The organism is Kitasatospora sp. NPDC005856 (assembly GCF_040629945.1).
GTDB lineage: Bacteria > Actinomycetota > Actinomycetes > Streptomycetales > Streptomycetaceae > Kitasatospora.
The window spans coordinates 1-25881 of record NZ_JBEXWT010000061.1; the positions used below are offsets into that span (position 1 = coordinate 1).

Below are 25881 nucleotides of genomic sequence, written 5' to 3' on the forward strand. Positions count from 1 at the left end.
AGGGCACTCGAAGCGCTCTAATCGAGCGCATCGAGGAGCTCGCAAACGAAACCCTCGAATACAGCAAGTATGGCCTTCTTCCAGAGCTCAATCGAGAGATGTTCGTAGAAGCCATCAAAGCCATCCCCTCAACCAAGATCAGTGTTGTTGAAGACGTCCTGACGCCCTTTATTGATGCGCAAAAGGCGAGACTAGAGGCTCTTGCCAACACCCTTAGCCTTGTCCGCACCTTTACTGGCGAAATGAATCGATTCTTTCACACCAGCGGCAAGCAGGTTACCTACGGGAGGGCCGAGGGTATCGAGGTCCACACGCAGCCAGGGGCCCACACTCCGCCGCCCGCCCCTCTTGGACGCCGCCGCAGGAGAGATTCCAAGCCTTCTTTGCTCTCTCCAGAGCAGCTCTCCTCTGGAGAGAGGCAGATTCTCTTGCTACTCCTCAATACGGTCCTCGCTCGCGAGAATACGCGAGTCTTCCTAATTGACGAGCCGGAGCTCAGTCTTAACGTAAAGTGGCAACGTCAACTCATGGACGCACTTCTGGCATGCACTGAAGGAAGTGCCGTGCAATTCATCGTTGCAACCCATTCCATCGAAGTCCTAACCGGGCATCGCCCTTCGATTACCAGGATGATCCCTCGGGGTGGCGAGACCGAATCCCTGTTGATTCAGGGGGGCGAAACCGACGAGAGTGACTCTTTGCCGATGCAGGGGGAGGAGTAGTGGGTCCTGATCCGGGGGAACTCCGGACACCGAATGAGATGGCTATGCTCTACGAAGTCGAGGAAGAGATCCGCGACATTATCGTAGAGGGGCGAACCGACAAGCGTTTCTTCGACTGGTTTACATCGGAGGAGAAAACGGATGGCCTTGTGAGATCCTATGCCGTCTCCGATCGGGTCTACATTACAGATGCAGAATTGATGAGCAAAGGCCTGCTCACGGGCGAGCGGAGCCGAGTCCTCTATCTGTCGGAATTTCTTGCCGCCGAACGGGTTAACTCCAGATCAGTCAACCTTGTAATTGACTCCGATTTGCACAGCATCGGGCTTGACGCCTGCCCGAATTATGATCACCTACTGCGTACAGACTTCTCATCAATTGAGGTCTACGCCTTGAGCGAGCAGACCGTCAACAAGCTGTTGCGCATAGGTCTCGGCGCACCCGAGGAAGTCACTGCAGCGCACTTGATTGAGTCAATTCAGCCTCCGCTGGTTGCGCTGTTCATAGTTCGCGCATGCTTGCGTGAGTCAAAAACCGGAGCACCCATACCGGGCAAGGCGGCCGAAAAAATTTACGCCGGCCGAGGAAACATTGCCGCCGCAGTCGAGGAAATCTTCAGGCTTGCACTTGACAAGGTCCCGAAGACGCAACGAGAGGCGATCACCAAGGAATCGCTGATGCGCGAATTTCGAAGCCTTGAGCAGATGACCGCCGGAGATGCGCGCAATTTTATTAATGGCCACGATATTAGCGAGCTGATTGTTCAATATATGAAGCACCGTTGCAAATCTGTCTTTAATGGGGAGTCCAGGAGATCCTTTCAAGCTCCACCCGTCATGGAGGTTTTGATGATGGGGCATGTCGATCGCGCTAGCCTGAAGGATTATCCCCTCTTTGCGACTCTCTGCCGCTGGCTGGCCAACGAAGAATCTCCCGCAGAAGACTGACTTACCGATCTGAGAATTTCTTTCTTTAGGAGGGCCTCTTATAGATTGCCGCCGCGACCGGCGTCGAGGCCATTGTCTGATTGGGTCAAAATGGTGCCCCGGGTTCGATTTCCGATGCGAACAGGACTGCGGCCGCCTTGAGAATTCCGTTAATTCGGCGAAGGTTTGCATTCTCCTCTTCGAGCCGTCGAATCCGGTCATCATTCAGAATTGTGGTGGGCTGCCTATCGGCTTCAGTTTCGGCCTTGTTGACCCAGTGCCTCAAGACCTCGGGGTGAATTCCCAAGATCTCCCCCACTTCCCTCATAATGCTCGATCGACCGGGCCCATTACGTCGCCGCTCTAGGACCATCTGGACCCCGCGCTCGATCAGGTCTGGCGGGTACTTCCGGCGGGCGGGCATGCGGGCTCCTTCTCGAAGGTGGCCTCCACCGCGGTCATCCTACGGTGCCGTGTGCTCGATGCAGCGATTAGCGCCGATTATGCACAGCTGTTCATGGCAGTCAAATGGCCTCCGATGTTCGAGTCGAGCCGTGTCGCCATCAGCCGCTCCGGACCCCCAGCTCCACAGGTTCGGCATGCACCTGCGCCGTCTTCGTGAGGCTCGCGGGCTCACTCTCGAAGAACTGGCCAGTAGAAGCGGCCTCAGCTTCCGCGGTGTTGTGTACATCGAGCACGGGCGGCGGAATCCAAGCTTGGTGACATTGCTCAACCTTGCGCGCGGCCTCCAAGCCGAACCATCGTCTCTGCTCGTCATTTTTGACGAGGATAGTTAATTCGGCGGAACCTCGGCGTCGAGCTACTCAGAACCGCAGCCAATGAGATCAAGCTTTGAGTTCAAAGCGTTGGTCTCACTCGCGCACCACGCATCGCCAAGCTCCGACCGCGCTGGTGCTCGATCGCCCGCATCTGGCACAAGGGGGGCCGCCACACCTCTATGGCCTTCAGTGCGCTCTCGCTGGCTGGGCTACGTGAATGCCGACGAGCTGGGATATCCCCCACCTCTCCCACCAGCGGAACAGCGACTAGGGATTACGTGCCGTGCGCCTGGCTTCCGCTCAAGATGGTGCCAGATGCTCCGTCAGCTGTCGCCGTCCCGGTCGCTTCGGTCGCTGTTACCAGTGTGGATCAGTCCCGGGGCCTCGGCAGCAACTCGGTGACGTTGCCGGCGTGATGGTGCTCGGCCCGTAGGAGCTGGTTGTCGTGGTGCAGACCCGCGATCACCGTGGCGGCCGCCGTGAGCCGGTGGTTCAGCTCGGTGATCTCCCGCTTGGCGTCGGCGAGCTTGCAGCGGAGTTCCTGCAGCTCGGCGTCCCTGCGGGCCTCCCCCGGGGTGACGGCGCCGTGCTCGGCGAGGTGGGCGTCCCACTCGGCCATCACCGCCTTGGCCCGGAACATGGTGGCGGGGCTGACACCGGCCTCCCGGCAAAGGTTGTTCTTGGTCAGTCTGCCGTCCGTGCGTCGCGGCTGGCCCGTGACCAACCGTGCCATGGCCTCCCGCAAGGCCTGCTCGACGCGGGCGGAGACCCCCGCCCCGGCCGTCACCGGCCGGCCTTCCGCAGGATGGCCTGAGCCTCGGCGCGCTGCCGCTCCAAGGCCGCCCGCCGCGCCGGCGGAAGGCCCGGAGCCTCCAACAGGACCGCCAGGCCCCGCTCCTCGCTCTCCCAGATCGGGACGTGCTGGTGGCCGATCATGCTGTTGCCGCACCGGTCCGGGCGGCAGCGGTCCACCAGCGGGCCCGTGTGGCCGGGCGGGACCACCGCCTTCTCCAGGCAGACGGCCCCGGCCGGACTGGCCTCGTCGAACAGGCAGTTGTTCAGGGTGCCGAACCTGATGGAGATCCGGGCCCGCCGTAGCATCCCCTCCTCCACCAGCGCGTCCCCGCCCTGGGCGGCCGCCGTCGCCGCGATGGTGTCGAAGGTGCCCTTGAGCTGTTCGGCGCCGGGGCCGAAGCCGACCGGCTGCCCCTCGCGGTGCAGGGCGAACAGCTCGCGCAGGCCCCGGAAGCGGGCGGCCTCCACCGCCTGGTCCAGGAACCGCGTCCAGTCCGCCGCGGGTACGGCGTATCCCTGGGTGACGCGGTTGGCCAGCGCTCGGGAGGCCGCGTGCTTGAGCTGGATACCGAGCGCGATCTCCGATCCGGGGAACTGGTCGGTGAGCATCGACATCGTGCGGCGGAACATGTGCGGGGAGACCCTGCCGGCGCCGATCTGCGACAGCCCCGTCCACTGCGTGGTCGCGTTGACGTGCTCGATGAACGTCATGATGCGCTCGGCGGCGTTGAACGTCTCGGAGCCGGCGGTGCGGCTGCGGACACCGGTGAACACCCGCTCGTCGTCCGGCGACAGCTCCTCGGCAACGGCGATCGCCCGGGCGACGGGCTCGATGATCCACCAGTGCTTGATCGGGAAATCCTCCTCTCCCTTGTGCTTCGCGGAGGCGATCGCGGGCGCCCCGAAGTACTGGACCACCGATCCCTTGGTGATCTCCTGGATCTCACCGTCGCGCATCATCGACAGCGCGGCGACGAACACGTAGCAGGCAGTCCGCAGAACGCGGATCTCGGAGTAGAGACACCGAGGATCCAGCCCCGGATGCCAGGGACCGGTAGTGCCGTCCGCCCGGACGACCTGCGCGTACTCGTCCAACAGGCCGGCCGGGCGGCACTGGCCCCGCTCGACCGCGGCCATGACTGCGGCCCTCGCCCCCCTGTGCCCGCCCTTGAAGGCGGAAGTCTCCCGCGCATAGCCGAGTTTCAAGGCCAACAGGCTCCAGTGAACGCCGCCGACGTTGCGGACGGCGGGCTCCCGCGCGTGGTGCAGCGGGACCAGGTTCCGGGGGTCGCGCAGCCAGCGCCGGACCGCAGCGGCGAGGAAGTCCACGCGGGAGCGGGCGTTTTCCCGCAGTCGCTCGTAGAGCGCGTCGGCGCCCACGATGTCGGACGCGAAGCGGTCGATGTAGGTCCAGGCCGCGTTGATCAGCGGAAACCATGTTGCGGGCGGGATCGCCGGCGTCGAGATCGCCCGGTTCTCCTTGGTCCAGGTCACCCCGGCGACCGCGCGGGCGGACATGCCAGGCCAGGGATTGGTGGCCAGCCCGCCGCCGGTCAGAAGCGGCCCGCAGCGGTGCAGTTCCTGGACGAGCCTGACGTGGGTCAGCGTGGTGTCCGCCGTCAGGCGCTGGCGCTGGTCGGCAACGAACGCGTGCAAGTGGTGGTCCCTCCAGGCGCCGAGGTCATCGGGCAGGTGGTGTTCCCTGGCCCAGGCGGCCAACAGCCTCATGCTGCCGAGGAGGATCACGACCGTGCGGGGGCTGACAGGCCTGCGCGGGGAGGGGATGCCGGCCGCGACCACGCGCGGGTGGCGCGGGTTGAGGGCGATCATCGCCAGTTCCCGGCCGCGCAGGACCCACTTGCCTTCCAGGGACGTGAAGTTCAGCTTCCATCCGCCGGGCGACAGGTTGGCCGGGCGCCGCAGCACGTCGTTGAACGACCACTCGTCCAGCTCGCCGAAACGCGGGCTGCGGGCGAACGGCAGCAGGACGTGGTCGGACAGCACCGGTTCGTCGGCGTCGAACGCCGAGACGGACCGGACGGGCTGGGCAGGAAGGTTCATGCGTCGAACTCCGCTCGTGCGGCCAGGGGAAGCTGCAGCTTCGCGGCGCCGTCGGCGATGTGCCGGCGGGCCGCGGCGATCTCCTGCTCGGACCTCTCGGCGAGGACGGCCGCCAGGTTGGCGGCGCTCTGCCCCCAGAGGGTTTGGAAGTGCACCGGGTTCAGCCGGTTGCGCAGGGATTCCAAGTGGTCCGAGAACAGCAGGAGTTGTGGCAGGTGGGAGGGCAGGATCCAGGCGTTGCGGCACTCCAGACAGCGCAACGGGGCGACCGAGCAGAGTTCACCCGGGCGGGAGAACGGCGAGTCGAACGGGTCGCGGCAGCTGGTCACCCCCATGTCCAGGGCTCCCGAACGCAGGTCGTCGACCTGCTCGGCCGTGAGCCCGAGGTCCGCCAGGGCAGAGCCAGCCGGCACTTCGGCCAGGTCCTCGCTCGCCGCCATGTCCAGGACGACAGGGCCGACGGTCGCCTTGTCGAACCAGGCTTGTTGGGCCTCGGTGATGACCCGGCCGGACACGACCCTCAGCGTGGTGCCCTGCGCGTAGTGGCCGCGAAATGTGTCCTCGTGGTGGTCGTCGGCGATGTCGGTGATGCGGCCACCGAACGCGATCGCCTTCTCCACCTTCGTTGACTTCCGCAGCCGCCGGATGTCGGTTTGGCCCTCTAGCTGCAGGCCCATACGGTCCAGCCAGCTCTGGAACGACAGGTTCGGGCCGCTGCTGCTGTTGAAGCGGCGCACGCTCACCTCCCAGTCCTTCATCGACATGGACGCCTGGAGGAACACCGGGGCCGGCTGGTCGGGGAATCGCTCGCGAAGCGGCCGGGTGACCTCCATCAGGCGACGCATGATCACCGAGACCTCCAGGCGGGGACGGTCGCCGAACACCTCGGTGTTCTCCTCGCTGCCGGCCGGTGCGATCCGGCTGAACGCCCGGCGGCGGATTCGCTTGGCCCGGTTCTTGGTCAGTGTCAGCCGCACCCCCGCGGGCGTGAACTCCACGTCGTCCTCGTCCAGCCCGGTCAGCTCCTCCGGGGCATGGCCGGTCGCGGCGACCAGCAGCACCCGGTAGGCATGGAGGTCCTGCTGGTTGGGATAGATCAGCCGCAGCAGAGCGAGGATCAGGAGGTAGCGGCGCATGCCGTTCGCCCGCGCCGCGGTCTCCTGGACGACCAGGTCGTCAAGCTCCGTCGGCCAGGGCGCCGACAGGTTCTTCCTGATCTCGCGCGGGGTGACGGCCTGGTTCGCCAGGCCCCAGAGCAGGTTGGGAAGGCTCAGCCAGCCGTGCTCGGCGGGGTGGGCGCCGGTGGCCGCCAGAGCCCGCCCCATGGCGAGCCGCTTGTCGAGCTCTCCGATGGCCCGCCAGGCGGCCTGAACCAGCGCGGCCCTGTCCTTGCGGGAGTACTCGTCCAGCTCCCGTTTGCTGCCCCAGTGCAAGTTGTGCTGCCCGGCCGCCACCCCCCGCAGCCCCGAAGTCATCTCCCTGTCGGGATGCTGGCCGCGCCGGTTGACCAGGGTGCGCAGGCAGGTGGCGAACACCGCGGGCCTGGTGGACCCCTCCTGCCAGTGCCTCGGCAACTGCCCCTCCCAGGCCAGCAACAGCGGCGCCAGGTCCGGCTCGGAAGACGCCATCGAGGCCTCCGCAGCCCCCACCAACAGGCGAGAGTCCACGAAGTGGCAGAACGAGGTCATCGCCTGCCGATAGGTCCTCATCGTCGCCGGCTTGGTCCTGGTCGCCTCGCCGTACTCGACCCACTCGTCAGCCAGTTCCGCCGCCAGCAGGCGGCAGCGGAACCGGCCGGGGTCGAAGACGGTCACCCGCGTGATCCCGGCCGTGTCCGTCCCGACCGACTGCCGGACCCCGATCCGAGCCGGCGGAACCTCCGGCCGCTCGTGCCGGAAGTCCCGGCGCCGGTCACCGCGCCTGGCCATGGGCCACCTCCAGCGGGTGTCCGAGCGCGCGCAGGGCGATGTCGGCGTAGGTCTCGCCGTCGCCGGCGGCCCACTCGGCGAACGCCGCGTCCACGTAGTTCATCGGATCTTCCAGGTAGCGCAGGTACTGGTAGGTGGTGGCGGGGCTGGAGTGTCCGAGCCTTCGGCTGACGATCAGCAGCGGGTTGAACGCGAGGTGATCCGCCAGCCGGGCCGCCCCCGGGCGGGTAACAGCCTCCCGGGCCACCGCCCGCCGCATCAGGTAGTCCAGGAGCCTGAGGGCGAACGTGTGCCTCAGGTCATGGAAGCGCCATCTCTTCACCGGCAGCATCGGCGCCCGCAGGTCATCCCGCAGGGCCGTCATCCGCTCCCAGGCCCTCCGTCGGATGCGGTCCCACGAGGCCGGGGCGAGCATCGTGCTGCCGTGCCCGCAGAACACCGCCAGCGGCTCCAGCCCGGCCGGGCCTTCATGGACCGTCAGCCGCCGCAGCGAAGGCGGCATCGCGGACCAGGTGAACGCGCGCAGGCGCCCTTTCCAGCACCCCTTAAGCCGGCCCCGGTCGTGGTCGATGTCGGTGACGACCAGCAGCTCGCGGCGGTGCCGCTCCAGCGACCTGACCGACCGTTCCACGATCTCCGGTCGTTCCAGCAGCAGGAAGGTGTCCACCGCGGACAGCGCGTCGGGCGGGACGTAGACCTGGCGGAGCTTCTTGTACTTCGCGCAGGCCTGCAGCGTGAACTCCACCGGCTCGCCGGGGCGCCGGTGCCCCACCCCGAGCTCGGGCAGCAGCACCGTCGACCACTCCTGCAGCCGCATGCCCGTCATCAGCGCCAGATCGGCCGCTGCCCGCTCGCGGTGCGGAACCCAGCCGCGGAACGAGCGATCCACCGTGCCGTCCAGCCCCTGCCCCGCCAGCCCGACGTCCCGGAAGAACCGGTACTGATCGAGCGTCAGATGCCGGATGTCCATGTCCCGGCTCATCCCGCTGGACAACGGATTGTGCTTGCCCATCCGCAACGGGGACGCCCGGCGGAACCCGCGGTCGACCAGCCAGGCGAACAACGTGTTGAGCACCGACGCCTCACGGTCCCACGCCGCCCCGCCCACCGGATCGTCCTGCAGCTCGGTGCGCGACCGGCGGTAGGCGACCAAGTCCGACTCGGTGGCTGTTACCAGCTCCAGGCCGCGCTCGCCCAGGAACTCGATCAACCGCAGCACGATGTAGCCGTAGTGCCGCAGCGTGTCCTGCGGATCCCGGCCCATGTACGCCAGGTGCCGAAACCAGCCACATGCCGGTTCCACCGGTCGCATGGTGTCGTCCACGATCACCGGCAAGCCGTCCGGCAACGCGCGGTGGTCGAGGCGAGCCACCGCCTCCGCCCCGACCTCGCCGAACAGGGCTGAACGGTCAACCACCCGGTCCCTGCAAACGAAGAACAGATCCACGTACCCCTCCCGGTTGAGAGAACTCACAACCGACAGAGGTAACGACCTCACGGGCAGAGCGTGGCGTGGTACCTCCCGCTCGCCATCCTCACGTGAGAGTGCTCTGAACCATCAGGAGAAGAAGTGCGTCAGCAGCAGTAAGGGGACCGCCCTGATGCCGAGGTCCCGCAGGCACCTGTCGGCGGCGTTCGGGTCCGGACCGGCATCGATCACCACCGCGCTGTCCGGCTCCCCCGTCGCCAGGGCCAGCATGTCCCCCTGCCCGACGTCTTCCCTGTCAAGTCCTGCATGTTGAACTTCTTGGCCCGCTAGTCCAGCGGTCACGTCGCCGCCGCGGCTGCCCGCGCGAAAGGGGTCGTGCTCCGTCTGCTCGGACGGTCCGCCCATCGGGTGGGCCATGCAGGGACGTAGCGGTAGTCGTCGATGTGGCGGCCTCTGAAGGTCATTCGGGTGCCGGTGCCAGCGGAGCTCGGTGCGCTGGCGAAGGGTGACCGAAGACGCCGACGGCCTGAACGGACAACTCCGTTCAGGCCGTCGGCGGTGCTCGTCAGCATCAGACGGTTCCGGTGGTGCAGGTCGGACCCGAGTCCTCGCCTCGCGCCTGCTCGGTGATCCCGGTCCGGAACGAGTCCAGCGCCTGGGCGCCCCACAACCAGGCCAGGTGGACCAGCCCGACCGCGGCCGCGGTGGCCACGGCGGCCTTGCCGACGCCCCCGTCCAGGATGGTGCCCGGCGCGATCCAGTCCGTGATCGCGCGCACCAGCGTGAGCCCGCTGACGGCCGCGTAGCCACCCCGGACTCAACGCTGAGAGGACGTTAAGTCCGTTTCTGGATGATCTGGTGTCGCTCGTTCGTGGGTACGGGGGCATTCGGGCTGACTCGCATGTCGTGCGCATGATGGGATCGGGGCATGGAACGGATGCCGTACTCAACGGACTTGTCCGACGGGCAGTGGGCCTTGATCGAGCCGCTGGTCACCGCCTGGAAGCAGGCGCGGGTGTCGCGGTCGGCGACCGGGGACCCGGGCTCCTGCGACCTGCGCGAGGTCGTGAACGCGTTGCTGTACCAGAACCGGACGGGCTGCCAGTGGCGCCTCCTGCCACACGACTTACCGACCTGGTCGGCGGTGTTCTACTACTTCACCATGTGGCGCCAGGACGGCCTTGACCAGCGGATCCAGGAGATCCTGCGCTGCCAGGTGCGGGAGCGGGCCAGACGATTAGAGGACCCGTCCCTGCTGATCATCGACACCCAGTCCGTCCGCGTGGCGGCCGGGGTGCCGAAGGAGCTCTGCGGATGCGGGCGGCCGAGCTGTTCGAGCAAAGGGTCAAGCCGACGGAGGTGGCTCGGCGTCTGCGAGTGAGCCCGAAGTCGGCCTACCAGTGGCACCAGTTGTGGCGCGAGGGTGGGGCCGAAGCCTTGAACTCCCTCGGGCCGGGCGGGTCACGGTGTCGTCTTTCGCCGCGCTGCCTGGAGAAGCTGGCCGCGTACCTGGACCAGGGCCCGGCCGCGCACGGCTGGGTGGAGGACCAGGTGTGGACGGCGGCGAGGGTGGCGACGCTGATCGGGCGGAAGTTCCACGTCACGTACAGCGCGTCCGGGGCGACCAGGTTGATGCACCGGCTCGGCTTCAGTCCGCAGGTCCCCGCGCGGCGGGTCGCCGAACGCGACGAGCAGGCCGTCACCGCGTGGAAGGAGTCTCAATGACTGAGTCAAGCCGTCTGCGCGACCGGATCGGGAGTGAAGACCCGGTTGTCGCGCAGGAGGGCCCACAGGACGCTGACCCGCCGGCGGGCCAGGGCGATGATCGCCTGGACGTGTTTGCAGCCCTCGCCGCGCTTCTTCAGGTAGAAGTCCCGGTTCGGCCCGTCGCGCATGATGCTGGTCTGTGCGGACAGGTAGAAGACCCGTCGTAGGCGGCGGCTGTAGTGTTTGGGCCGGTGCAGGTTGCCGGTGCGGCGGCCAGAGTCTCGCGGGACGGGCACCAGCCCGGCCGCCGAGGCGAGGTGGCCGGCGTCCGCATAGGCCGTCAGGTCGCCTGCGGCGACGAGGAGTTCGGCGCCGAGTATCGGCCCGATGCCGGGCAGGGACTCGATGATCTCGGCCTGTGGGTGGGTGTGGAAGGTGTCGCGGATCTGCTTGTCGATTTGTACGCGGTGCGCAGCGGCGTCCCCCTCCTCCGCCTCCCCTTCGTCCGGTGGCGCGTCGAAGCCGGGCCGCCACGCGGCGGACAACCAGGGACGCTGTCGGCGCGTAGCATCAGGCGGACGGGGCCTCGGCTTCTGCGCGCATGCTCCTCCGGCTCCGGCCCCGGTTCCTCGGCGATTCCGAGGCTGCAGTGGGCTTCGCCCGGCACCCGGAAGCACCTGGTAGTGTCCTCGACTCCAGCGGCGGGCGGGACGGACGCGCGGTGCGCAGCGGGGCACCCGAACGGATCGCCGGTCGAGGGCCGGGCCATACTGCGGCTGCGACGGCGAGGGCCGGCCCGGGAAACGAGAGCGTCGCTCGTGGAACGGCCACCGCGACCCGGGGACGTGCCAGGTGCGCTACCGGACCGGACACTACGGCGACGAGCCGGCCGGGCCGGAACCCGTGGGCGCAGCCGAACGGATGCCTTCAGGCTCGGCCGCATGGCGAGTGGGGAGGGCTCCGCTCTTGTCCGTGCCCTCCCCACCCGGTGTTCAGCGGGCGTGTTACAGGGCCGTGCTGCGCGCCCACTCGAGGTTGCTGCGCCAGACGGTGGCGGGCGGGTTGGCACCGCCCGCGGCCGCCGTGAGCACGAACACCTCGGTCGAGGCGTTTCCGCCGCCGTGGACGGTGGCGAGGTCGGCTCGACCGTCTCCGTTGATGTCACCGGAGAGTATCCGGGGCTGGCCCAGCTGTGCGGAGAGCACGGCGGTGGGCCACTCTCCGCCGGCTGCCCCGGCGTCCCAGACCTTCATCGGGCTGTTGAAGCCGGAGCCGGACGAGGTGAAGCTGAAAAGGGCCGCACTGGTGCTGGTGTCGCTGTTCGGCCCGTACAGGTAGGAGACGCTGATGTCGCTCCTGCCGTCGCCGTTCGAGTCGCCCGCGACGGGTGTGGCCGCGTCCCAGTTGAAGTTGCCCGCGCCGCTGTCCCACAGCTTGGCGGGAGCGGCGAAGCCGGTACCGGTGGAAAGGAGCGTGAGCAGCCCGGTGTCGTTGCCGCCGTAGTTGTACAGGATGCCGATGTCGGTCTTGCCGTCGCCGTTGAAGTCGCCGGCTACGGGCTTGCTGGCGCTCCAGTTCCAGGAGCCGGTGTGGTTGGTGACGCTGTCCCAGGGTTCGGTGGGGTCGGCGAAGGCGGTGCCGGTGGACAGGAACGTCCAGAGCCCGGTGTGGTTGGTGCCGTCCGGGTTCTGGCCGTAGTTGTAGAGGACGCCGACGTCGCTCTTGCCGTCGCCGTTGAAGTCGCCGGCGACGACGGTGCTGGAGTTCCAGTTGAACGAGCCGAACCCGCTTGCAACGCTGTCCCACACGCGGACCGGGGCGGCGAAGGCGGTGCCGGTGGACAGGAACGTCCACAGCCCGGTGTGGTTGGTGCCGTCCGCGTTCTGCCCGTAGTTGTAGAGGACGCCGACGTCGGCCTTGCCGTCGCCGTTGAAGTCACCCGCGACGAACTTGCCGGCCGCGAGGTTCCAGTCGCCGGTGCCGCCCGGGCCGCCGTAGGCGGACACCGGGGAGCCGAAACCGATGCCGGTGGACGGCAGGGTCCAGATGCCGAGCGGCCTCTTCCCGGTGGCGTCCGGCGGATAGTTGTAGACGACCGCGAGGTCGCTGCGGTTGCTGCCGGTGAAGGCGCCCATGAGCTTCACCGAGTTCTGCTGGTTCCAGTCGACGCCACCGGCGCTGCTGTCCCACACCTTGGCGGGACTACCGAAGGCGCTGCCGGAGGAGGTGAGGGTGAACCAAGCGGAGGTGAGGTCGTACTGGTTGTACAGGACGCCGATGTCGGTCTTGCGGTCGCCGTTGAAGTCGCCAGCGACGACCTTGCTGGAGTTCCAGTTGAACGAGCCCGCGCCATTGTCGACGCTGTCCCACGGCTTGGTGGGCGACGCGAAACCGCTGCCCGTGGAAGTGAAGGTCAGCAAGCCGGTGTGGTTGGTGCCGTCGAGGTTCTGCCCGTAGTTGTAGAGGACGCCGACGTCGGTCTTGCCGTCGCCGTTGAAGTCGCCGGCGACGGGCTTGCTGGAGTTCCAGTTCCAGGAGCCGGTCCCGCTGTCGACGCTGTCCCACGGCTTGGTGGGCGACGCGAAACCGCTGCCCGTGGCGGTGAACGTCCACAGCGCGGCGTGGTTGGTCCCGTCGGAGTTGGTCCCGAGGTTGTAGAGGACGCCGATGTCGGTCTTGCCGTCGGCGTTGAAGTCGCCGGCGACGGGCTTGCTGGAGTTCCAGTTCCAGGAGCCGGTCCCGCTGTCGACGCTGTCCCACGGCTTGGTGGGCGAGGCGAGGCCGCTGCCGGTGGAGGTGAAGGTCAGCAGGCCCGTGTGGTTGGTGCCGTCCGGGTTCTGCCCGTAGTTGTAGAGGACACCGATGTCGGTCTTGCCGTCGCCGTTGAAGTCGCCGGCGACGGGCTTGCTGGAGTTCCAGTTCCAGGAGCCGGTCCCGCTGTCGACGCTGTCCCACGGCATGATGGGGTCGGCGAAGGACGTGCCGGTGGACAGGAAGGTCCACAGGCCGGTGTGGTTGGTGCCGTCCGGGTTCTGCCCGTAGTTGTACAGGACCCCGATGTCGGTCTTCCCGTCGCCGTTGAAGTCACCGGAGATGGCCTTGGCGGAGTTCCAGTCGAAGGTGTTGAGGCCGCTCTTCCACCACGCGGTGGGCTGGGCGAAGCCGCCGCCGGCCTTGGCGAGCCAGACCGTCAGGCGGATGGATCCGTTGCCGTCGTTGTAGACCGTGGCGAGGTCGTCCCGTCCGTCGCCGTTGAAGTCCCCCTTCGGGGACGAGGTGCCGTCCGCGGTGCAGGGCTGGTGAGGCGCGGCCTGCGACGAGGGGTCGGCACAGCCGGCCCAGGCTGCGGCGCCCCGGAGGTCACCGTGGTCGGACACCGCGTCGTTGCGGTTCGGTGTCGCGGCGTAGGGCGAGGTGAAGTCGCGGGAACTCAGGAAGATGTGGTCGATCTTCGAGGAGTCAGCCTGGCCGAGGTCGTAGGTGTACTTGCCGCTGCGGCAACGGTCGGCGGTCTGCGGGCAGAGGGCGCCGAACAGGGTCTTGTCGGTCTCGTCGACCTCGGTGAACTGCCCGAAGCCGCCGCCGAAGTCGTAGAAGCTGTCCAGCGACGGGCTGCTTGGCGGGGCGTTGAAGTCACCGCCGAGGACCACGGGCGTGCCGGCCGCGATCCACGGTTCGACGGTCTTACGGACGATCTCGGCCTGCCGCTGCTGGGGTGTTCCGGGGCAGGCGGGCGAGGTCGACGGGTACACCGGGCACTCCGGCGAGGTGAGGCCGGCCGACGGGTGATCGGTGCACGCCTTGATCGGCCGGCCTTGCAGCGTGGTGTCGGCGCAGATCATCTTGAGGGCTTCGGAACCGTTGTGCTCGCCGAGGTAGATTTCCTGCGCGCTCGGTGCAGGGTCGGCACCCTTGGTGAGGAGCGCCACCCCCTCGGACGCGGAGGTTCCGCCGTTGAGCTTGCACTTGTCCTGCTGCATGGTCTCGGCGTAGACGCCGTGGTAGCCCTTGGAGGCCAGAGTGCCGAGGACGCCGTCGAACTGCGAGCGGCAGATCTCGGTGAGGAAGAGCAGGTCGGAGTTCCACGAGGCCGCCTCCGAGGCGACGTAGGCCGCCCGGTTGGTGACCTCGCCCGGGTAGGTGCAGAGGGCCCCGTTGGCCCAGCTGTTTCCGCCGCACAGGTTGTAGGAGAAGAACCGCAGCGGGGGCGGTGTCGCTGTCGCGGCCGACGCGGTGGCCGCAGAGCTCATGCTTGCGGTCACCGTGGATATCAGCAGCATCGCGAGCGACAACAGTCTCGCGATGAATGATCTCGTGCGCATCCGTTTCCTTCAAAGGTGAGAAGGGATGAAGAGGGATAGAGGTGAGGCGGACGACTCGAAGCGGGATGCGCCCATGCCGTCGTGCGGGGAGGGGCGGGCACGTGTCTGCCGGTCCGGGACCGGTTCAGCGGCAGCCGTTCGGCGGGAGCCGACGCCCAGTCCTGGGCATCGAAGACGACCACTGGGCTGGCATCGTCTCCATCCTGGCGATCACCGAATGCTCGCCTCAATGCACCAACAGGCCCCGCCTCGGACTGATCCAGTCAGGCCCGTCCCCTCCGCTCTGCCGCCCCCGTCAGCTCCCGAGCCCGCCGGTTACCGAGGACTGACAGCGGGAACCGGGCCGTTGAGCGCCCTGCGGTCCTGTCAACCGAAAGCGATGGCGCCGTGGGTGGTGATGCCGTCGTTGTTCCAGTCGCCGGTGATGGGGGTCATGCCGGTGTCGCCGTAGGTGACGGAGGTGACAGTGCCGTCACCGGCGCGGAAGTAGAAGGTGCGGTTTGTGGGCCGGTACACGCCGAGCTGGGTGGTGCCGCTGGCGTTCCAGTCGCCGGTGAGCGGGAGGTCCCCGGCGTCACCGAGGCGGACGGTGGTGTCGGCTGCGCCTTCGTGGAAGGTGTTGAGGAGGTAGAAGGTGGCGGTGTCAGGGTTGAAAAGGCCGGGGGTGTCATAGCCCTTGTGGGTCCAGTCGCCGGCCACGGGCTTCCAGTTGCCGCCGTCGCCGAAGCGCAGGCTCGTAACGGTGCCGTCGTGGTGGCGGAGATAGAACGTGGCGTTGGAGGGACGGTAGACACCGATCCCGGTGGTGGCTCCCCCGTCCCACCGGCCGACGACGGGAACGTCGCCCGGATCACCGAACCGTATGGCCAGGTCGGCGGTGCCGCCGCTCGCGGCGGTGGAGAGGTGGAACGTGGAGGTGGCGGGCTCGTAGGCTCCGGGGCTGTCCCCGCCGGTGCCGTCCCAGCTGCCCGCAAGCGGGATCATCGGAGAATTCCCGAAGCTGAAGGGTGCACGCGTGGCCGTGCTGGACCGGGCGGTGTCCGACAGGTACCAGCGCATGGGCATGGGCTTGTAGTAGAGGCTGGCCTTCCGACTGCCTCCAAGGCCCGAGGCGATACCCCAGAACAGGCGCGGCGGTGAGGTCAGCTGGACCGCCATCCCTTCGGGTTCCCGCCAGGTCAGGTTGTAGCCGGCTTCCGTGCGGGACCGCTGGACGAGGGCGCCTGTGGTGATGTCCACGGTCGAGAGGTACGTGTTCCCGTGGCCGGTCGGCGGATTCGTGCCGGCGTTGTCGGTGTAGGCGTCGCCGGTCAGCTGGTAGAGGTGATCGCCGAGCAGAGTGAAACCTTGGAAGGTCTCCTTGTCGCCGACGCCGGCCTGCGGAAGGTGGTACAGGCGGCGGCTGAAGTCCCCGGCGATGGCGGCGTCCAGGTCGTGGATGTCGTAGTAGACGCTGCCGTTGACCTTGTGGCGCACGACAAGTCGCCGGTTGAGCATGTCCAGGCCGGGCTGGTTCGCTGTGGAGCCGGGTACGGGCGTGAGCATCGTGACATCCGTGTTCGACAGCTCCGTACCAGCGACGAAGGGAAACCGGCAGATGTTCCGTCCGTAGCCCGACTCGGGTCTGACGTTCGTCTCCGTCCACAGGTACGTCGTGGAACCGGCCGGCTCGACGCCGATGGACACGCCGTGGCCGAATCCCCGGAGGTACATGTGGGCGAGCTGGGTGCCGCCGAGCGTGAGCTTGGTGATGCAGAGGTCGCCGGAGAGCTCCGGGCTGCCCTGCGCGAGCTGAACGGCGTAGATGTGGCCGTTGACGTTGTCGAAGGCGAAGGACTGCATGACGGTCGCGTCGCGGAGCGGCTTCTCCGCCAAGAACGCGGTGTCCGCCAGGTCGAGGTCGAATAGCGCGCCCTGCGCGGCGCCTGTTGCGGCGAAAGCCCTGGCCGACAGGGCGCTGCCACCTGCGAAGGCTGCCGCGAGCGCGGCGGCGCCCGATCCGAGGGCGAAGGTTCTTCTGCTGATCACTGGTGGTCGCTCTCCTATGTGTCGATCGAAGGCCATCTCGGGCGGTTGCTGACCGGGCGTTGCCGGCGCTCACGTCCGGTGACCCGGCGAAGGCTTCGGTCAGCCGATGGCCTGGACGGCCGGATCGGAAGTAGATCGAGGAAGCCTGGATCGTCTTGAGCTGGTAGCCCCGGCAGCGGTCGCTCGCGCAGCGGTCCGAGAACGGCGGGAGTCCAACACGGCTGCTGCCTCTTCACGTTGTGTACCCGGCCGGGTGGATAGTACCTCTTTTCGAGGCAGAGCATGATCGGGACTGCTGTGTGGAGGCACGTCCATCTGCGGCGGCTGGCCGCACTCGAGAGCTCGGTGCCCGCGACCGGGAACCCTGGCAGGCGTACCGGCCGCGCCGCCTAGAGACTGAGCGCCAGGGCCCCACGCGCCTCGCCGGCCCGGTCGCCAGGCGTGCGAGCACCATCTCCGGGGCTGCCGCACTCTCAGGAGAGCAGCGAGTAGTAGTACACGGTGAAGGTCGTAGGGTTCCGTTGGTCCACCGTCATCTCGTAGGTACGGCCCTGCTCACGGTTGTGCTCGCCGCGGTAGCCTTCGACGCCGGCGGTGAATAGCGGCAGTTTGGCGATGTCCCATTCGAGGTGTGCCGCGATCTCCTGCTGCACGCCCAGGCTTCTGCCCTGGCCCTGCCGTATGCCGCTGGCGGAAAGGAATGCTGGAAGCCTGTCGGCTGAGAGCGTGAACGTCAGGTAGTAGGCGCGACGACCGTCGTCCTCGTCCTCGCCGCAGGAGAGGACGGTGGCTTCCTCCGGTGGGGCGACACCGTCCTGTGTCCTGATGGCCTGGAGGTCGGTGTCTGCGCACGCAAGGCCGGCGCCGTTCGCGATCCAGGCGTAAGTGAGGCCTGCGCAGCCGGCCAGCAGCATGCAGGACGCGATGGCCGACCACGCTCGAACAAGGCTCATGGCTTTCTCTTCTTTCTCGGGGAACGGGTTGCTGGCGGGAGTCGCCCTTGGGGAAGCAAGGCGTCGTATCGGCAGCGCGGCACGCCTTGGCGCTTCTTCCCATGTCGGCAGATACTTCCTCTGCAGCCGGCGTCCGCCGCCAAGTTCTGCCCGGGTCGTGGCTGTGGACAGGCGCAGGTTGGTCGCCAGGAGGGCGTGGGTCCCATCCCTTTGACGGGCCACGGCCGGGCGCTCCTGGCCCTGTTCGGACTGCCCAGCGCCGCTACTGCACGGGTGCGAGGATCCGGGCCACCAGGTAGACCACGACCGAGATCCCGAAGAGCCCGGCTGCGGCCACCGCGATCCCCTTGCCGAGGGTGTCCGGCATGGTGTCCCCGAAGGCCGATCGGATGCCGGCGTCCCGCCCGCGGCCGGCCGCGCGGAGCAGGGCCCGCCCGGCCCACACGGCGAGGAACAGCGGGAGCACGCACGCCCACAGGGCGGCCAGGTCGGCGGCGGCAGCGGCCGTGCCGACCTGGTGGCCGCGCCCCTCGGAGTCGTACTGCATGGGAAGCCGGGTACCGTCGGGCTCCTGGAAGTCGATCGTGATCGACGGGTCCACCGTCAGACCATCGTCGGACCGGAACACTCCCGTGCAGAGCAGCCTGGGTTTACTGGCGCTGGTCGGCCGGACGTGGTCGCAGTGGCTCACCGTGTACCGGCCAGGAGTTCCGGCCTGCCCGGTGGTGTACGGGAGGTCGCGGAGCTGCGCGGCCACCCCGTACCCGCCCAGGCCGAGTAGGAGCAGGACGGCCAGAAGCAGCAGCGCCATCCCGCCCGGCGTGGCCGGTGTCCCCGCCCGCGCCTGTTGGGCGGCGAGCTTCGGGTTCGCCGATACGGCCATTCCAGTTCCCTCGCCCTCTGATGCTTCGACGGCCACCGAGGGCGCTCAGGCCGCCAGCGGCACGGCCGCCGCGGCGAGGGCCTTGAGCCCGTCCACGCTGCTGGCGTGGGTGGGAGCCCAGCCGAGTTCCGACCTGGCCTTGTCGTTGGCCAGGCGCAGGTTGGTCGACATGATGGTGTGCGCGAGTGGTGCGGGCCGGAGCAGCCACAGTGGGACGGTTCGGGGCGTCGGCGTGCCGAACGCGTCGGCCACCGCGCGGATGTGGGCGTCGAAGCCGATCGGGGTGTCGTCGGCGATGTTGTACGCCTCGCCGGTTCGGCCACCCTCGATCGCGGCGGCGACGGCCCGGGCCGCGTCGTCGGCGTCCACCCAGGACAGCGCGCGGCCCCGGTCGGCGACGACCGGCAGGGCGCGCTTGCGCAGCATCGGCAGCACGGTGGTCTCGGTGACGCCCGCGCCGTAGAACATGCCGAAGCGCAGGCTGACGGCCTCGATGCCGTCGGCGGTGAAGGCGAGCTCCTCCTTGGTGCGCATCGCGCCGACGTGGCGTTCCAGCCATGCGTTGCGTTGGGTGGGGGCGAAGGCGTCGCGGTCTTCGGTGAGCGGCCGGTCACTGTGGTCGCCGTAGCCGTAGCCGAACATCATCGACTCGACGACGATCCGGCGGGCGCCGGTCTCCCGGGCCGCGGCGATCAGGTTCGGTGTGCCTTCGCTACGAAGGAGGTTGGTGGCTGCCATGTCCTGATGGCGCATCATCGTCCGTCCCTGCAATGCGGTGGCCGCGTGCACGACCACGTCGAAGGAGAGTCCGTCGACCGCGCGCAGCACGGCCGTGCGGTCCAGCAGGTCCGCACGGACGGTGTTGCCCGCGCCTCGCCCCAGCCCCGTGACCTCGTGGCCGGCCGCGCGGAGCTCCCGGGTGATCTTTCCACCCAGCAAACCGCTCGCCCCCGCCAGCAGTACCTTCATGGTTCTCTCTCGCTTTCGTTTAGGTGCCGGATCGGTCAGTTGCATTCGTCTGCCGACGAATTGCACAGCTTCACGTCGTGGATCCCGGGCAGGGCGGAGATCCGCTCCCGCAGGGCCTCCAGCTCGGACCGCGGGGTCCCCGGGGTGAACCGGACGGTCATCCGCCCTTCCTGCTGCCCACCCAGGTCGTCGAAGTAGACGGAGATCGCGCCGTGGCCCAGCGCGGGGATCCCGGTCGCTTCGCTGTCGAGCTCCCGGGCGACGACCGCCGGGGGTGCGCCGTCCACCGTGGCCGTGTACACATCGGGCTCGCGGAACTGCGGAGCCACCCACGACTGGACGAACACCGTGCCGGTCCCGGCGAGGGTGACAAAGGCGAACGCGCCACCCAGGACCGTCGACAGACACCCGGCCCGGGCACTCGACCGCGCGCCGGCCGGCAGCAGGACCAGGGCTGCGGGAGCAAGCAGGAACAGGCCGAGCAGGAGGCCCACCACCGAAGTCGCCAGCAACACAGCGGCAACGACCCAGCAGGCCCACCGGAACCCCGCAGCCCGAACAGCCAACTGCGGCAACAACGTAGCCACGGTCCCCACGGCCAGGCCGCCCGACATGCCACTGCCGACCGCAATCCACCACACCGCGAACGGCAGAGCGCACAGCGTGGCCACAGCCGCCATCACTCGCGCACCAGTGGGCACCGGCACATCCGGCACACGCTCCATGAGGCCCCCCTCGATCAACTTGAACGCGTTCAAAACATAGCGTGCCGGAGGCCCGCGGGTCTACCGGGGTGGCGCGGCAGCGCACGCGGGGGCGTCAGGTGGTGTTGTCGGCGCGCCGGTGGAGGGCGCCCGTCAGCGACAGGTCGCGCAGGCGGACGCCGGGCGCCGGTCGGGCGGGCGGAGGTGAGGGAGGTGTGAGGGGCGGCCGGCTTTCTTGAGGCAAAAAGCGGCGTTCGAGGCAGTAAGCGTGTCGGCGTACGGAGCCCGCATGTCAGCACCGACCCAGGCCGGGACGCTGTGCGCGCTGCCCGCCGCGAGTGATCGGGCAGCGCTGTCGCCTATTCCGTTGTCGCGATGAAGCGCTGCGCCACTTGGCGGCGGCCGCGGCGGGTGTCCTCAACTCCGGTGAGATCGGCGGCAATCTTCGGTGCCCTCGGCCCTGCCGCCGGCCTGGAGGCTCGGCTCTGCTCAAGGGGCAGCAGGAACCCATGCACGTTCCCGCGTCGTCGTCAGTCGCCGAGCAGCAGGCGGGGCGCGACGGCCAGCCAGGCTCCGGCGGAGCTGGCGGCCGCGGCTTGGGGCGCGCCCTGCCTGCAGGCGAGGCTCTGCCGGAGGCGGTGCCTACCGGGTAGCTCGGGCGAGTCGGTGGGGTTATCTCGCTGGCCGGGTTTCGCCACCGGCTACCTCTCGCCCGTCGGTGTGGTCGGTGTAGACAGTCGATGACTACCTCTAATCGAGTGTCTCGGATAGAGTTACTCTCCTCAGGCTGCGCCCCCGGATCCCTCGAGGTGGACCTCATGCTGTCCCTGGCCATCCTCGGCTTCCTTGCCGAGGAATCGATGCACGCCTATGAGTTGAGGCGACGGATCTCCGACCTCATGGGTCACTCTCGTCCCATCAGCGACGGCGCCCTCCACCCGGCGCTCACCAGGCTGCGCGCCTCAGGGCTGGTGGAGCGCGTTGGACAGACACGCGGCAGTGGCCCCCCACGCCAGGTGATGAGCCTGACGGACGCCGGACGGACGGAACTGCTGCGAAGGCTCGCCGAGCCCGAGGAGACGGAGATCACCAACGGCAGCTCCTTCTTCACCTTGCTGGCGTTTCTCGGCCGACTGCCCGAGGGGGATCAGGCCCGGGTCCTGCGCCGGAGGCTCGACTTCCTCGAGGCTCCGGCGAGCTTCTTCTACCGCGACGGCGAGCCGCAGCGGGCGGAGGACGTGGAGGACCGCTACCGCCGCGGAATGCTTCTTCTCGCCCGCGCTTCCAGCCGCGCGGAGAGGGCGTGGCTCCGGGAGACCATCGCCGAACTGGAGAGCTGACGTTCTCCGGGACACGCACCACCCACCTGCGGCAGGTGAGTCGCCTGCGTCGACGTCGCCCACACGGGGAGCCCGGCCGAGCTCAGATGCCGTCTCAGTGAACCCCGCGTCTCGCACGAGCCTGCGAATGATCATGCATTCGCCCGATCTTCACCGGAGGACTGAAAGTTGGAATCGACGACCGTCGCGTACGGCCCGCACCCCGACCAGGTGGCCGACGTCCACCTCCCCGACGTCGGCCCGGAGGCGGGACCGGTGCCGCTGGTGCTGCTGCTCCACGGCGGCTTCTGGCGGGAGCAGTACGACCGCGCACACGTCGACCCGGTCGCCCGGGCCCTGGCGGGGCGCGGATGGTGCACCGCCAATGTGGAGTACCGGCGGGTGGGCGGAGACGGGGGGTGGCCGACGACTTTCGTCGACGTCGCACGCGCCGTGGACACGCTGCCCGCCCTCGTCGAACAGGTGTCGGACGGGCGGGTGGACGCCGGCCGGGCGCTCCTGGCCGGGCACTCGGCCGGCGGGCACCTGGCCCTGTGGGCCGGTCTACGCCACCGCCTCCCGGCGGGAGCGCCGGGCCGGACCGCCGAAGTGCCGCGTCTCCTCGGCGTCGTGGCTCTGGCCCCCGCGGCGGATCTGAGGTGGGCTCACGAGCTCGGCTCCGGCCAGGGTGCGGTGGCCGACTTCCTCGGCGGTCCCGAGCAGTTCCCCGACCGCTTCGCCGCCGCCGATCCGGCAGCGCTCGGGAAGGCCGACATCGCCACTGTGGTGGTGCACGGCGACCAGGACGAGCGCCTGCCGGTGGAGATGGCCCGCCGCTACGCGGAGATCGCCGGCGCCCGTCTGATCGTCCCCGAGGGGTGCGGCCATTCCGACCTCATCGATCCCCGTTCGGGAGCGTGGCCGCTGATCACTGCAGCCATGGACGGTCTCCTCGCAGCCCGGCCGGCCTCCCCCGATGCCGTTCGGGTGTGAGCCCGTGCCCGTGGGCGCCTCATCGGGGAGAGGAGGCGCACCCGCCCAACGGGGCATTCCGTCCCGTTGACTTCGGGTCTCATGTGACCGGCCGACGCCACGGTCGGCGGCTCGAGCCGTAGATCCGGGGTCAGGCGTCGGGCGTCGTCGGCGCGGGCCTGACCCATCGGGTCTCTGCGATGCCGCAGTTGTAGGCGTGCGAGGCGGTGGCATGGAGGCGCCGGCTAGCGAGCCAGGGTCCGAAGATGCTGGTTCCGGATCCGGCGAAGCCGGGGTTGGTGAAGAGCCTCAGCTCGTCCACCAGGTCCTCCCGCAGCAGTGATGACACGAATCCTGCGCCACCGAAGCACAGCAGGTCACCGTCAGCTTCCTTCTTCGCTTGGGCGACGGCCTGGGCGAAGTCGCCGTTGATGACCGTGGTTTGCGGCCAGTCGCGCTCGGGCCTGCCCGTTGCGCTGATGACGAACTTGGGCAGGGCGCCGATGGCGCGGCTGAAGTTCCACTCCTCGTCGGCCCGGTGCCGGCGGCCCATGGAGTCCCAGTGCCCGAGGTAGCCCTCGTCGGCCATCGGGCGGCTGAGCAGGATCCCTGAGGCCCGGGCGAACAGGTCGTTGAACGCTCCGCGCAGGTCCTCACTCCATGGCCAGTCGGGCCCCCAGTTCCACAACTGCCAGGCCGAATCGTGAAGCGTGCTGCTCACGTAGCCGTCGATCGACACCTGCATCGCGACGATCAAGCGGTTCATCATCTCTCCTTCTCCTCACGGTCGGCCGAAGCCGACCTGATAACGCCGTCACCTTCGGGCGACGGCACGGTGCTGGACCGATGGGCTCGCAGCATCGCGCCCCGCTGCTGCGCGCCGGAGCGCGCCGGCAGCGACATCGCGTCCCGACGCGCTCCGCGTGAAGGCCGCCCGGTACGCAGCCGGCGTGAGACCGGTACGGCGTGACAGGTGCCGGCGCAGGGAGTCGGGAGTTGCCAGCCCGCTGAGCTGGGCGATGCGGTCCATCGGCAGATCGGTCGTCTCCAGCAGTTCCTGCGCCCGGTTGACGCGCTGGTCAAGGAGCCACTGCAAGGGGGTCAGGCCGGTCTCGGCGGCGAACCTGCGCGTCAGGGTGCGGATGCTGACCCGGGCGTGAGCCGCCAGTGCGGTCCGGGTGAGCGGTTCGTGCAGCCGCGCCAGGGCCCAGGCACGGGTGGCAGCCAGCGAGGCTCCGCTCTCCGGGAGCACGGGCGCCGCGATGAACTGCGCCTGCCCTCCGAGCCGTACCGGAGCGGCAACGACCAGACGGGCCACAGCGTTCGCCGTCGCCACACCGTAGTCCTTCCGGATCAGATGCAGACACAGGTCGATACCCGCGGACAGTCCCGCCGAGGTGAGGATGTTGCCGTCCTCGACGTACAGCACACCGGCGCGCAGCGTCACGGCGGGGAAGCGGCCAGCGAATTCCGCGGACTTCGCCCAGTACGTGGTCGCCTCGCGCCCGTCGAGGAGTCCGGCTTCCGCGAGGACGAACGCTCCCGTGCAGATGGATGCGACCCGTTTGCCAGCGGCTGCGGCACGTCGCAGGGCGGTGAGGATCCGCGGGTCGAAGTCGTCGCGGGCGGCGGTGCCGGTCACGATCACCGTGTCGGCGACGTCGACGGCCTCGAGGCCGTGGGCCACGGCGACGTGCAGGCTCGTCCTCCCGTAGCCGGCCACCGGACCGGGCCGGGGGCTGCACACCCGCACCTCGTAGCCGGGCCGGCCGTCGACTTCTGCCTGGCCCAGGACCAGTTCGGGAATGGCCAGGTCGAAGGTGGTGGCCGGCGGAACAGCGATGACGGCAACGCGATGCATGGCCCGAACCTCCGGTCATCTGGCATCTGGGTCACTACCTCGGGGATCACCCAGGCAGCAGGGTGGAGGTACCCGGGGACACGCCCCGGCGCGTGACCCAGGAGTGCACAAGAGTGTCTGAGTACGTTGTCGTGGGAGCCGGATCCACGGGAGTGGCCACTGCCGTCCTGCTGGCAGACGCCGGAGCGCGGGTGCGGCTGGTGACCCGCCGCGGCACCGGCCCTTCCCACGAACGGATCGAACGCGTGGCGGCCGACGCCACCGGGCCCGAGCTGGCCGAACTGACCCGGGGAGCGCGGGCCCTGTTCAACTGCGCCATGCCGTCGTACGACCGCTGGCCGTCCGACTTTCCCCCGCTTGCCGCCTCGCTGCTGGCCGCGGCGGAAAGCACCGGCGCGGACTACGTGATGCTCGGGAACACCTACGGCTACGGCCCCGTCGACGGCCCGGCCCACGAGGACCTCCCGCTGCGGCCCAGCAGCATCAAGGGCCGGGTGCGAGCACAGATGTGGCACGACGCCGAGGTCGCGTACCGTGCCGGGCGGGTACGGGTGACCGAGGTCCGGGCCAGCGACTACCTCGGCAAGGGAGCCGTCTCGCCGTTCACCCTCATGGTGGGCGCCCAGGTACTGGCCGGCTCCCCCGTCTCCTACCCGGGAGACCTCGACGCAGCACACAGCTGGACCTACACCGCCGACGCCGCACGCACGCTGGTCGCCGCCGCACACAACGAGCAGTCCTGGGGCCGGGCCTGGCACGTTCCCTCCACCTCCCACGCCCCTGTTCGGGACCTCGCCACACGACTGGCCCACGCGGCCGGCCGCCCCGACCCGCAGCTGGGACGGATGACCTCCGCCGCCCTGGCCGACATCGCGCGACAGGACTCGATCATGGCCGAGGTACCGGAGATGCTGTACCTGTACGACCGCCCGAACATCCTCGACGCCACCATCACCGCATCCGCTCTCCAGGTCGCCCCCACCCCCGTCGAACGCGTCCTGGACGAGATGGCGCAATCCGCCCCCGCGCTGTGAGTCCGTGACACCGTGGCAGCCACCGCCCAGGTGCCGGATCGGACGGCTGCCACCCCACGCGGCGCGCCGGCCCCGAGCGAGGGCGTCGATGTGCCGGCCAGGGCCGCGACGTGACGCTGTGCTGCCGTTGGCCGGGTGAGTTCAATGCCGCTCCGCTCGGCGGGCGAGCGCCTGCATGGTGTCCGGCCAGTCGGCGGTGATCTGCGGGCCGATCTCGGGACCGGCGTCATCGGACCCTTCTCCCGATATCTCCATCCGGTAGGTGATACGGGTGCCCCTCTCCGTCGGGCGGAGTCGGTGCGTGGTGCGCAGACGGATCGGCCCGAAGAGCGCCTCGTCGACGAAGCCCTCACCGGCGGTCACCCTGTCCAGTCGGAGCTCTACCGGCTCCTGCCCCCGGGGCACCATGGTGATCTCACCACCGTCGCCGAAGCCGCCGCGCAACTCGATCTTCTCGATGTCGGTGTTCCATTCGGGCCAGGCAGCGAC

General features: G+C 68.7%; 23 protein-coding genes and 2 pseudogenes. 8 read left to right on the plus strand and 17 right to left on the minus strand.

The features are described from left to right. Together ABZ449_RS29230 and ABZ449_RS29235 are read left to right on the plus strand one after the other, a co-directional pair. The coding region (locus tag ABZ449_RS29230; protein ID WP_360352068.1) for an AAA family ATPase at positions 1 to 722 on the plus strand (722 nt) is incomplete at its 5' end. 38 nt (positions 723 to 760) lie between these two features. Then, entirely contained in the window at positions 761 to 1669 is a 909-nt protein-coding gene (locus ABZ449_RS29235) for a hypothetical protein (protein ID WP_360352071.1), read from the plus strand. A gap of 85 nt (positions 1670 to 1754) precedes the next feature. Here ABZ449_RS29235 and ABZ449_RS29240 read toward each other — a convergent pair whose 3' ends face one another. Next, a complete protein-coding gene (locus ABZ449_RS29240; protein ID WP_360352074.1) occupies positions 1755 to 2072 on the minus strand; it encodes a transposase in 318 nt (105 codons plus the stop codon). 175 nt (positions 2073 to 2247) lie between these two features. Between ABZ449_RS29240 and ABZ449_RS29245 the strand changes: the two genes are divergently transcribed. Next, a complete protein-coding gene (locus ABZ449_RS29245) occupies positions 2248 to 2445 on the plus strand; it encodes a helix-turn-helix transcriptional regulator (RefSeq protein ID WP_360352077.1) in 198 nt (65 codons plus the stop codon). A 352-nt stretch (positions 2446 to 2797) separates the two neighbouring features. Here the strand turns inward: ABZ449_RS29245 and ABZ449_RS29250 are convergent, their stop codons facing one another. From ABZ449_RS29250 to ABZ449_RS29275, 6 genes are all read right to left on the minus strand, one after another. Beyond that, positions 2798 to 3160 (minus strand): hypothetical protein, encoded by a 363-nt coding sequence (locus ABZ449_RS29250; protein ID WP_360352080.1) that lies wholly within the window; start codon positions 3158 to 3160, stop codon positions 2798 to 2800. Positions 3161 to 3210: 50 nt separating this feature from the next. Beyond that, on the minus strand, positions 3211 to 5283 hold the full coding sequence (locus ABZ449_RS29255) for an integrase (protein ID WP_360352082.1): 2073 nt from the start codon (positions 5281 to 5283) through the stop codon (positions 3211 to 3213). Further along, complete coding sequence (locus ABZ449_RS29260; protein WP_360352085.1) at positions 5280 to 7211, minus strand: hypothetical protein; 1932 nt, start codon at positions 7209 to 7211, stop codon at positions 5280 to 5282. The genes ABZ449_RS29255 and ABZ449_RS29260 overlap by 4 nt, the downstream gene beginning before the upstream one ends. After that, complete coding sequence (locus ABZ449_RS29265; RefSeq protein ID WP_360352089.1) at positions 7195 to 8658, minus strand: site-specific integrase; 1464 nt, start codon at positions 8656 to 8658, stop codon at positions 7195 to 7197. Before ABZ449_RS29265 ends, ABZ449_RS29260 begins: the two co-directional genes overlap by 17 nt. A 111-nt stretch (positions 8659 to 8769) precedes the next feature. Continuing rightward, the gene (locus ABZ449_RS29270) at positions 8770 to 8910 is read right to left on the minus strand and encodes a hypothetical protein (RefSeq protein ID WP_360352196.1); all 141 of its coding nucleotides are present in this window, start codon (positions 8908 to 8910) and stop codon (positions 8770 to 8772) included. 301 nt (positions 8911 to 9211) lie between these two features. After that, positions 9212 to 9418 (minus strand): hypothetical protein, encoded by a 207-nt coding sequence (locus ABZ449_RS29275; RefSeq protein WP_360352092.1) that lies wholly within the window; start codon positions 9416 to 9418, stop codon positions 9212 to 9214. A gap of 150 nt (positions 9419 to 9568) precedes the next feature. Between ABZ449_RS29275 and ABZ449_RS29280 the strand changes: the two are divergent. Together ABZ449_RS29280 and ABZ449_RS29285 are read left to right on the plus strand one after the other, a co-directional pair. After that, positions 9569 to 9946: pseudogene (locus tag ABZ449_RS29280) on the plus strand (transposase); the annotation flags it as partial. Positions 9947 to 9954: 8 nt separating this feature from the next. Then, entirely contained in the window at positions 9955 to 10365 is a 411-nt protein-coding gene (locus tag ABZ449_RS29285; protein ID WP_360352094.1) for a winged helix-turn-helix domain-containing protein, read from the plus strand. 5 nt (positions 10366 to 10370) lie between these two features. On the opposite strand, the pseudogene ABZ449_RS29290 reads toward ABZ449_RS29285, so the two are convergent. From ABZ449_RS29290 to ABZ449_RS29320, 7 genes and pseudogenes are all read right to left on the minus strand, one after another. Further along, a pseudogene (locus ABZ449_RS29290) lies at positions 10371 to 10805 on the minus strand (transposase); the annotation flags it as partial. Between the two features lie 546 nt (positions 10806 to 11351). After that, positions 11352 to 14669, minus strand: a complete 3318-nt coding sequence (locus tag ABZ449_RS29295) for an FG-GAP-like repeat-containing protein (RefSeq protein ID WP_360352097.1) — start codon at positions 14667 to 14669, stop codon at positions 11352 to 11354. 366 nt (positions 14670 to 15035) lie between these two features. Beyond that, positions 15036 to 16697 carry a hypothetical protein gene (locus ABZ449_RS29300; RefSeq protein WP_360352100.1) on the minus strand — a complete coding sequence of 554 codons (1662 nt, stop codon included), beginning with the start codon at positions 16695 to 16697 and terminating at the stop codon, positions 15036 to 15038. 473 nt (positions 16698 to 17170) lie between these two features. Continuing rightward, positions 17171 to 17650, minus strand: coding sequence for a hypothetical protein (locus ABZ449_RS29305; protein ID WP_360352103.1), 480 nt, complete (start codon positions 17648 to 17650; stop codon positions 17171 to 17173). 262 nt (positions 17651 to 17912) lie between these two features. Then, positions 17913 to 18533 (minus strand): hypothetical protein, encoded by a 621-nt coding sequence (locus ABZ449_RS29310; RefSeq protein ID WP_360352106.1) that lies wholly within the window; start codon positions 18531 to 18533, stop codon positions 17913 to 17915. 45 nt (positions 18534 to 18578) lie between these two features. Beyond that, positions 18579 to 19502, minus strand: a complete 924-nt coding sequence (locus tag ABZ449_RS29315) for an NAD(P)-dependent oxidoreductase (protein WP_360352108.1) — start codon at positions 19500 to 19502, stop codon at positions 18579 to 18581. Between the two features lie 35 nt (positions 19503 to 19537). Continuing rightward, entirely contained in the window at positions 19538 to 20260 is a 723-nt protein-coding gene (locus ABZ449_RS29320; protein ID WP_360352111.1) for a hypothetical protein, read from the minus strand. Between the two features lie 764 nt (positions 20261 to 21024). On the opposite strand from ABZ449_RS29320, the gene ABZ449_RS29325 reads away from it, so the two are divergent. Both ABZ449_RS29325 and ABZ449_RS29330 read left to right on the plus strand, forming a co-directional pair. Then, positions 21025 to 21546, plus strand: coding sequence for a PadR family transcriptional regulator (locus ABZ449_RS29325; RefSeq protein ID WP_360352114.1), 522 nt, complete (start codon positions 21025 to 21027; stop codon positions 21544 to 21546). A gap of 168 nt (positions 21547 to 21714) precedes the next feature. Then, positions 21715 to 22518, plus strand: a complete 804-nt coding sequence (locus ABZ449_RS29330) for an alpha/beta hydrolase (protein WP_360352117.1) — start codon at positions 21715 to 21717, stop codon at positions 22516 to 22518. Positions 22519 to 22648: 130 nt separating this feature from the next. On the opposite strand, the gene ABZ449_RS29335 is transcribed toward ABZ449_RS29330, so the two are convergent. Together ABZ449_RS29335 and ABZ449_RS29340 are read right to left on the minus strand one after the other, a co-directional pair. Next, complete coding sequence (locus ABZ449_RS29335; RefSeq protein ID WP_360352119.1) at positions 22649 to 23266, minus strand: dihydrofolate reductase family protein; 618 nt, start codon at positions 23264 to 23266, stop codon at positions 22649 to 22651. 45 nt (positions 23267 to 23311) lie between these two features. Continuing rightward, positions 23312 to 24358, minus strand: a complete 1047-nt coding sequence (locus ABZ449_RS29340) for a helix-turn-helix domain-containing protein (protein ID WP_360352122.1) — start codon at positions 24356 to 24358, stop codon at positions 23312 to 23314. A gap of 113 nt (positions 24359 to 24471) precedes the next feature. On the opposite strand from ABZ449_RS29340, the gene ABZ449_RS29345 reads away from it, so the two are divergent. Then, positions 24472 to 25392, plus strand: coding sequence for an NAD-dependent epimerase/dehydratase family protein (locus ABZ449_RS29345; RefSeq protein WP_360352125.1), 921 nt, complete (start codon positions 24472 to 24474; stop codon positions 25390 to 25392). A 141-nt stretch (positions 25393 to 25533) separates the two neighbouring features. On the opposite strand, the gene ABZ449_RS29350 is transcribed toward ABZ449_RS29345, so the two are convergent. Further along, positions 25534 to 25881 (minus strand): polyketide cyclase (locus tag ABZ449_RS29350; protein WP_360352128.1); only part of this gene is annotated, 348 nt, incomplete at its 5' end.

Excerpts from the sequence above, each read along its gene's own strand:
- ABZ449_RS29235 (WP_360352071.1), top strand. The coding sequence starts at position 761 with ATGGCTATGCTCTACGAAGTCGAGGAAGAGATCCGCGACATTATCGTA.
- ABZ449_RS29240 (WP_360352074.1), bottom strand. The coding sequence starts at position 2,072 with ATGCCCGCCCGCCGGAAGTACCCGCCAGACCTGATCGAGCGCGGGGTC.
- ABZ449_RS29245 (WP_360352077.1), top strand. The coding sequence starts at position 2,248 with ATGCACCTGCGCCGTCTTCGTGAGGCTCGCGGGCTCACTCTCGAAGAA.
- ABZ449_RS29250 (WP_360352080.1), bottom strand. The coding sequence starts at position 3,160 with ATGGCACGGTTGGTCACGGGCCAGCCGCGACGCACGGACGGCAGACTG.
- ABZ449_RS29255 (WP_360352082.1), bottom strand. The coding sequence starts at position 5,283 with ATGAACCTTCCTGCCCAGCCCGTCCGGTCCGTCTCGGCGTTCGACGCC.
- ABZ449_RS29260 (WP_360352085.1), bottom strand. The coding sequence starts at position 7,211 with ATGGCCAGGCGCGGTGACCGGCGCCGGGACTTCCGGCACGAGCGGCCG.
- ABZ449_RS29270 (WP_360352196.1), bottom strand. The coding sequence starts at position 8,910 with ATGCTGGCCCTGGCGACGGGGGAGCCGGACAGCGCGGTGGTGATCGAT.
- ABZ449_RS29285 (WP_360352094.1), top strand. The coding sequence starts at position 9,955 with ATGCGGGCGGCCGAGCTGTTCGAGCAAAGGGTCAAGCCGACGGAGGTG.
- ABZ449_RS29295 (WP_360352097.1), bottom strand. The coding sequence starts at position 14,669 with ATGCGCACGAGATCATTCATCGCGAGACTGTTGTCGCTCGCGATGCTG.
- ABZ449_RS29305 (WP_360352103.1), bottom strand. The coding sequence starts at position 17,650 with ATGAGCCTTGTTCGAGCGTGGTCGGCCATCGCGTCCTGCATGCTGCTG.
- ABZ449_RS29310 (WP_360352106.1), bottom strand. The coding sequence starts at position 18,533 with ATGGCCGTATCGGCGAACCCGAAGCTCGCCGCCCAACAGGCGCGGGCG.
- ABZ449_RS29315 (WP_360352108.1), bottom strand. The coding sequence starts at position 19,502 with ATGAAGGTACTGCTGGCGGGGGCGAGCGGTTTGCTGGGTGGAAAGATC.
- ABZ449_RS29325 (WP_360352114.1), top strand. The coding sequence starts at position 21,025 with ATGCTGTCCCTGGCCATCCTCGGCTTCCTTGCCGAGGAATCGATGCAC.
- ABZ449_RS29335 (WP_360352119.1), bottom strand. The coding sequence starts at position 23,266 with ATGATGAACCGCTTGATCGTCGCGATGCAGGTGTCGATCGACGGCTAC.
- ABZ449_RS29340 (WP_360352122.1), bottom strand. The coding sequence starts at position 24,358 with ATGCATCGCGTTGCCGTCATCGCTGTTCCGCCGGCCACCACCTTCGAC.